Genomic DNA, 6037 nt, shown 5'->3' on the forward strand with positions numbered 1-6037 from the left:
CGAGTTCAGCGCCCCGATCAGCGTCGGATCGCGCGACAGCAGCAGCGGCACCACCGAGGCGCGCTGCAATTCGCTGACCACGTTGCCGGAATACAGCGCCAGACGCACTTCGGCGCGGTTGCGGGTGGCGGCGGTGAAACGGGCGCTCAGCCAATCGTTCGTCACCCAGATCGTGCAGGCGGCGATAAGCAGGAAAATGAACAAAGTAACCCGCATACGCCAGTTTCCACGGGCGACAAGCGGCGCCACCGGCGCTTGGTCAGACTCGGGCGCGCTGTGTTGGGTCATTTTATAAATCTAGGGCGGCGCGGGCCGCGGGGCAAGATCGCTGCGGCCTCAGGCCAGCGCCATCGCCCCGGCCAGCGAGCGGAACAAGGCCGCCCCGTCCGTGCCCCCAAGCAAGGGATCGGCGGCGCGCTCGGGATGCGGCATCATGCCCAGAACCCGGCGGTTCGCGCTAAGCACCCCGGCAATGTCCTCGGCCGAGCCATTGGGGTTGTCGGCATAACGGAACGCGACGCGATCCTCGCCGTTCAACCGGGCCAGCGTATCGGCATCAGCGTTGTAATTGCCGTCATGGTGGGCAATCGGCAAGCTGATGATCTGGCCTTTTTCATAGCCGTTGGTGAAATCGCTATCGGTGGTCTGAACGCTGAGCGGCACCGATCTGCAGATGTATTTCAGCCCGGAATTGCGCATCAGCGCGCCGGGCAGCAGGCCGGTTTCGGTCAGGATCTGAAAGCCGTTGCAGACCCCCAGAACATAGCCACCCTTGGCGGCGAAATCGGCGATGGCGCGGGCGATGGGCGAGCGCGCGGCAATCGCGCCGCAACGCAGGTAATCGCCGAACGAGAACCCGCCCGGAATTGCCACAAGGTCCAGACCGGCCGGCAGGCTGGTGTCCTTGTGCCAGACCAGTTTGGTCTTGTCCGACCCGGCCACGGCATCCAGCGCCACGACCATGTCGCGGTCGCAGTTCGATCCGGGAAACTGAATGACCGCCGCGCGCATCAGGCGATCTCCACCGAGTAGCTTTCGATCACCGTGTTCGCCAGCAGCTTTTCGCACATCTCGGTCACAGTGGCCTTGGCCTTGTCGGCGTCGGTCTCGGCCAGATCCAGTTCGATCACCTTGCCCTGACGCACGCGTTCGACCCCGTCGAAACCCAGCGTGCCAAGCGCATGGCGCACGGCAGCGCCCTGCGGGTCAAGAACACCGTTTTTCAGCATGACATGAACGCGGGCTTTCATCGGGGCGGTCCTCTTAGTTGATCAGAGTCGGTTTGGTCGAAGTAACATTAGCAGGCATCACACCCAGACGACGCGCAACCTCGGTATAGGCGTCGGTCAGGTTGCCCAGATCGCGGCGGAACACGTCCTTGTCCAGCTTCTGGCCGGTCTTGACGTCCCACAGGCGACAGCTGTCGGGGCTGATTTCATCCGCCACGACAAGGCGCATGTAATCGCCTTCGTAGATGCGGCCGATCTCGATCTTGAAATCGACCAGCTTGATCCCGACGCCATACATGACGCCCGACAGGAAATCGTTGACGCGCAGCGCCAGCGACACGATGTCGTCCAGATCCTGCTGGCTGGCCCAGCCGAAGGTGACGATATATTCCTCGGGCACCAGCGGGTCGCCCAAAGCATCGTCTTTATACGAGAATTCGATCACCGGGCGCGGCAGTTGCTGGCCCTCTTCCAGACCCAGACGCTTGGCCATCGAGCCTGCGGCATAGTTGCGCACGATGACTTCCAGCGGGATGATCTCGACCGCGCGGATCAGCTGCTCGCGCATGTTCAGCCGCTCGATGAAGTGGGTCGGCACGCCGATCTGATTCAGGCCGACCATGAAGAATTCGCTCAGGCGGTTGTTCAGCACGCCTTTGCCTTCGATGGTTGCCTTTTTCTCGGCATTGAAGGCGGTCGCATCGTCTTTGAAATACTGCACAAGGGTGCCCGGCTGCGGGCCTTCATACAGAATTTTCGCCTTGCCTTCGTAGATCTTTTTACGCCGTGCCATGGAATCTCCGATCCTTGGGCTGTCGGGGGAAACCCCGGCCGTTCTTGCGCCTCTCATATGCCAAGGCCGGGGTTAGGGCAAGGCAGCGCGCAATTCCTTTCAGATTCCCGCAAATGCCGTCGATCGGGTGCCACGCCCTCTAGGCAGGCCGGTGTTAATCCCTTACAAACAGGGCCGATAAGATTCTGGAGGACCAAGGCCAATGACCACCTTCGACGACCGTGAAAGCGCGTTTGAAAACAAATTCGCCCATGACGAAGAAATGAAATTCAAAGCACAGGCCCGCGCGAACAAGCTTCTGGGCCTCTGGGCTGCGGAACTGCTGAGCAAATCGGCTGACGAAGCCGAGGCTTACGCCAAGGACGTCATCCGCGCTGATTTCGAAGAAGCCGGCCATGAAGACGTGTATCGCAAGGTTGCCGCCGATCTGGGCGATCTGGCTGACGAGACCACGATCCGCTCGAAAATGGTTGAACTGCTGGCCGTTGCCAAAGATCAACTGATGAACGAAGCCTGAGCTTCGCACAAATTCAGGCCTCAGGCCCGTCAGACGCGCCCTGATTTTCGGGGCGCGTTTTTCGTTTCGGCGCTGATGCGGGGGAATCACCCGCTCTGATCCTGCCCATTTAAGGTGCACGCGTCTGATTCTGCCGCAGGCGCCACATGCGTCAGGCTCAAGATCATTATGACGATTAAGAATTTGCACATATGTGTCTGGCATGGCACCTGTGCGCCCAACGCGCGGCCTTAGGGCCGCTTTCCGTATTTTCTGAAAAGGACGCTTTCGCATGAGCAACGCCCTGTCCCGCCTGCTGGAAACCCGCGACTGGCTGCTGGCCGATGGCGCCACCGGCACCAACCTGTTTAACATGGGCCTCAGCTCGGGCGATGCGCCGGAACTGTGGAACGTCGATGAACCCGAGAAAATCCGCACCCTCTATCGCAGCGCGGTCGAGGCCGGGTCGGATCTGTTCCTGACCAACTCGTTCGGCGGCAACGCCTCGCGGCTGAAACTGCACAACGCCGAATCCCGCGTGCGCGAACTGAACCGCGCCGCTGCCGAACTGGGCCGCGAGATCGCCGACAAGGCGGATCACCCGGTCGTGGTTGCGGGCTCGGTCGGGCCGACCGGCGAAATCATGCAGCCGATGGGCACCCTGTCCTATGAAACCGCGGTCGAGATGTTCCACGAACAGGCCGAAGGGCTGAAGGAAGGCGGGGTCGATGTGCTGTGGGTCGAAACCATCAGCGCCCCCGAAGAATTCAAGGCCGCCGCCGAGGCCTTTAAACTGGCCGATATGCCGTGGTGTGGCACGATGAGCTTTGACACCGCCGGGCGCACGATGATGGGCGTCACCTCGGCCGACATGGCCGAGATGGTGGAAAAGCTGCCCTATAAACCGCTGGCCTTTGGTGCCAATTGCGGCGTCGGCGCGTCGGACCTGCTGCGCACGGTGCTGGGCTTTGCCGCTGCGGGCACCGAATTCCCGCTGATCGCCAAGGGCAACGCCGGTATCCCGCAATATGTCCACGGCCATATCCATTACAACGGCACGCCCGAGCTGATGGCCGATTACGCGGTTCTGGCCCGGTCCTGTGGCGCGACGATCATCGGCGGCTGCTGCGGCACCATGCCCGAACACCTGCGCGCCATGCGCGAGGCGCTGGAAACCCGCACCCCCGGCCCGCGTCCGACTTTGGACGAGATCGCCGCGAAACTGGGCGGGTTCTCATCGGCCTCGGACGGCACCGGAGACGACAGCGGCGCGCCCGAGCGCACCCGCCGTCGCCGCCGGGGATAAGCGCAGAGCAATGTCAGAACAGCGACAGCTGATCGCCGACCCGTGGCGGCACCCGGAACTGGCTCAGGTCCAGGGGCGGCACGGTCGGGGCCAGCCCCAGCCGGGCCTGCGCGGTGCGAAAGCGCGCGCCGATCAGCGCCGCATAGGCGCCGTCGCCGCGCATCCGGCGGCCCCAGTCGGGGCTGTAATCGCGCCCGCCATGCATGGACCGGATATGGCCCATGACCCGCGCGGCGCGGTCGGGACAGGTCTGATCCAGCCAGTCGCGGAACAGCGGCGCCACCTCAAGCGGCAGGCGCAGCATGATCCAGCTGGCCGACTGCGCCCCGGCATGGGCGGCACGGGTCATGATCGATTCCAGCTCGTGATCGGTCAGGGCCGGAATGACCGGCGCGACCATGACGCGGGTGCTGATACCGGCGGCGCTGAGCCGTTCGATGGTTTTCAGGCGACGCTCGGGCGCGGACACACGCGGCTCCATCCGGCGGGCCAGATCGCGATCCAGCGTCGTGACCGAGATCCCCACCCGCACCAGATTGGCGCGTGCCATGTCGGACAGAATATCGATGTCGCGTTCGATCATCGTGCCCTTGGTGACGATGGCGACCGGGTGGCGGAACTCGTACAGCACCTCAAGCAAGCCGCGCATGATGCGGTGATCGCGCTCGATCGGCTGATAGGGGTCGGTGTTGGTGCCGATCGCCAGAACCGCCGGTTGGTAGGCGGGGCGCGACAACTCGCGCGCCAGCCCTTCAGGCGCCTTGGGGCGGGCAATCAGCCGGGTCTCGAAATCCAGCCCCGGCGACAGGCCCAGATAAGCATGGGTCGGACGGGCGAAACAATAGATGCAGCCGTGCTCGCACCCGCGATAGGGATTGACCGAGCGGTCGAACGGCACATCGGGCGAGGCGTTGCGGGTGATGACCCGGCGCGGCTGTTCGATGCGAACCTCGGTGCGCAGCGGCGGCAGATCGTCCTCGGGCGTCCAGCCATCGTCGATGGCGACGCGGGCATAGGGTTCGAACCGTCCAGCATGGTTGGTGCTGGCCGCCCTGCCCTTGCGCCGATCCGGCGCGATATATGGGATTTCCGATTCCGTCATATCCGACTCCATCATGGAACAAAAATAGAACATTTCTTAACGCCCCGCCAGAGCCCGCATCCCGTCCAGCCGCGAAATTCCGCCGCGCTGTCGGTTGCGCGTGATCGGCGGTCGCTGCACGCCAAGCGCATCGCGGCAAATGCCGCCACCACCACACAAACCCTGTGCCACCACCGCCCAGATGGGAGACCCGATAATGGCTGACCAAGAAGACGACCTGATTCTGTCCGACCTGCCCGATGACGAACTGGTGCCGCAAATGCAGGACGACCTGTATGACGGCATGAAGGAAGAGATCGTGGAAGGCGTGAACATCCTGCTGGAACGCGGCTGGACGCCTTACGACATCCTGACCAAGGCGCTGGTCGGCGGCATGACCGTGGTCGGCAACGACTTCCGCGACGGCATCCTGTTCGTGCCCGAAGTGCTGATGGCCGCCAACGCGATGAAGGCCGGCATGGCGATCCTGAAACCGCTGCTGGTGGAAACCGGCGCGCCGCGCATGGGCCGTATGGTGATCGGCACGGTCAAGGGCGATATCCACGATATCGGCCAGAACCTTGTCACCATGATGATGGAAGGCGCCGGGTTCGAGGTAAAGAACATCGGCATCAACAACCCCGCCGAAGATTATATCGCGGCGCTGAAAGACTTTGACGCCGATATTCTGGGGATGTCGGCGCTGCTGACCACGACCATGCCCTATATGAAAATCGTCATCGACCAGCTCAAGGAACAGGGGCTGCGCGACGATTACATCGTGCTGGTCGGCGGCGCGCCGCTGAACGAGGAATTCGGCCGCGCCATCGGGGCCGATGCCTATTGCCGCGATGCGGCCGTGGCGGTGGAAACCGCCAAGGACTTTATCGCGCGCAAGCACAATCAGGCCGCCAGCTAAGCGGGTTCAAGGGGGCGGCGTCATGGATCTGAACGACAGCGCACTGACCCATGACGGTTTGCCCCTGCCCGCCGCGCGCGGGCGGGTGTTGTTGCTGGCCTGCGGGGCGCTGGCGCATGAAATTCTGGCGCTGATCCGGGTCAATGGCTGGGATCATCTCAGCCTGACCTGTTTGCCGGCGATCCTGCACAATTCACCCGACAAGATCCCGGC

7 protein-coding genes and 2 pseudogenes are annotated in these 6037 nt (G+C 63.2%); 4 read left to right on the forward strand and 5 right to left on the reverse strand.

Annotated features, from left to right (window positions below; translation table 11 throughout):
- The 4 genes and pseudogenes from ABYW26_RS09300 to purC form a co-directional block, all read right to left on the reverse strand.
- Window positions 1-216: pseudogene (locus tag ABYW26_RS09300) on the reverse strand (sensor histidine kinase); the annotation flags it as partial.
- A gap of 120 nt (window positions 217-336) precedes the next feature.
- The gene (purQ, locus tag ABYW26_RS09305) at window positions 337-1011 is read right to left on the reverse strand and encodes a phosphoribosylformylglycinamidine synthase subunit PurQ (RefSeq protein ID WP_372604529.1); all 675 of its coding nucleotides are present in this window, start codon (window positions 1009-1011) and stop codon (window positions 337-339) included.
- Window positions 1011-1250 carry a phosphoribosylformylglycinamidine synthase subunit PurS gene (gene purS / locus ABYW26_RS09310; protein WP_372604530.1) on the reverse strand — a complete coding sequence of 80 codons (240 nt, stop codon included), beginning with the start codon at window positions 1248-1250 and terminating at the stop codon, window positions 1011-1013. Before purS ends, purQ begins: the two co-directional genes overlap by 1 nt.
- A gap of 13 nt (window positions 1251-1263) precedes the next feature.
- Entirely contained in the window at window positions 1264-2022 is a 759-nt protein-coding gene (gene purC / locus ABYW26_RS09315; protein ID WP_372604531.1) for a phosphoribosylaminoimidazolesuccinocarboxamide synthase, read from the reverse strand.
- 202 nt (window positions 2023-2224) lie between these two features.
- Here purC and ABYW26_RS09320 point away from each other — a divergent pair, with 202 nt between their 5' ends.
- Together ABYW26_RS09320 and bmt are read left to right on the forward strand one after the other, a co-directional pair.
- Window positions 2225-2539 (forward strand): DUF1476 domain-containing protein, encoded by a 315-nt coding sequence (locus ABYW26_RS09320; protein ID WP_372604532.1) that lies wholly within the window; start codon window positions 2225-2227, stop codon window positions 2537-2539.
- A 271-nt stretch (window positions 2540-2810) separates the two neighbouring features.
- Window positions 2811-3824 carry a betaine--homocysteine S-methyltransferase gene (gene bmt, locus ABYW26_RS09325; RefSeq protein ID WP_372604533.1) on the forward strand — a complete coding sequence of 338 codons (1014 nt, stop codon included), beginning with the start codon at window positions 2811-2813 and terminating at the stop codon, window positions 3822-3824.
- 13 nt (window positions 3825-3837) lie between these two features.
- Here the strand turns inward: bmt and ABYW26_RS09330 are convergent, their stop codons facing one another.
- A complete protein-coding gene (locus tag ABYW26_RS09330; RefSeq protein ID WP_372604534.1) occupies window positions 3838-4926 on the reverse strand; it encodes a PA0069 family radical SAM protein in 1089 nt (362 codons plus the stop codon).
- A 196-nt stretch (window positions 4927-5122) separates the two neighbouring features.
- Here ABYW26_RS09330 and ABYW26_RS09335 point away from each other — a divergent pair, with 196 nt between their 5' ends.
- A complete protein-coding gene (locus ABYW26_RS09335; protein ID WP_372604535.1) occupies window positions 5123-5824 on the forward strand; it encodes a corrinoid protein in 702 nt (233 codons plus the stop codon).
- A 22-nt stretch (window positions 5825-5846) separates the two neighbouring features.
- A pseudogene (locus ABYW26_RS09340) lies at window positions 5847-6037 on the forward strand (hypothetical protein); the annotation flags it as partial.

Source organism: Actibacterium sp., assembly GCF_041584535.1.
Taxonomy (GTDB): Bacteria; Pseudomonadota; Alphaproteobacteria; order Rhodobacterales; family Rhodobacteraceae; genus Actibacterium_D.

Coding starts and splice junctions, on each gene's coding strand:
- purQ (WP_372604529.1), bottom strand. CDS start 1,011: ATGCGCGCGGCGGTCATTCAGTTTCCCGGATCGAACTGCGACCGCGAC.
- purS (WP_372604530.1), bottom strand. CDS start 1,250: ATGAAAGCCCGCGTTCATGTCATGCTGAAAAACGGTGTTCTTGACCCG.
- purC (WP_372604531.1), bottom strand. CDS start 2,022: ATGGCACGGCGTAAAAAGATCTACGAAGGCAAGGCGAAAATTCTGTAT.
- ABYW26_RS09320 (WP_372604532.1), top strand. CDS start 2,225: ATGACCACCTTCGACGACCGTGAAAGCGCGTTTGAAAACAAATTCGCC.
- bmt (WP_372604533.1), top strand. CDS start 2,811: ATGAGCAACGCCCTGTCCCGCCTGCTGGAAACCCGCGACTGGCTGCTG.
- ABYW26_RS09330 (WP_372604534.1), bottom strand. CDS start 4,926: ATGACGGAATCGGAAATCCCATATATCGCGCCGGATCGGCGCAAGGGC.
- ABYW26_RS09335 (WP_372604535.1), top strand. CDS start 5,123: ATGGCTGACCAAGAAGACGACCTGATTCTGTCCGACCTGCCCGATGAC.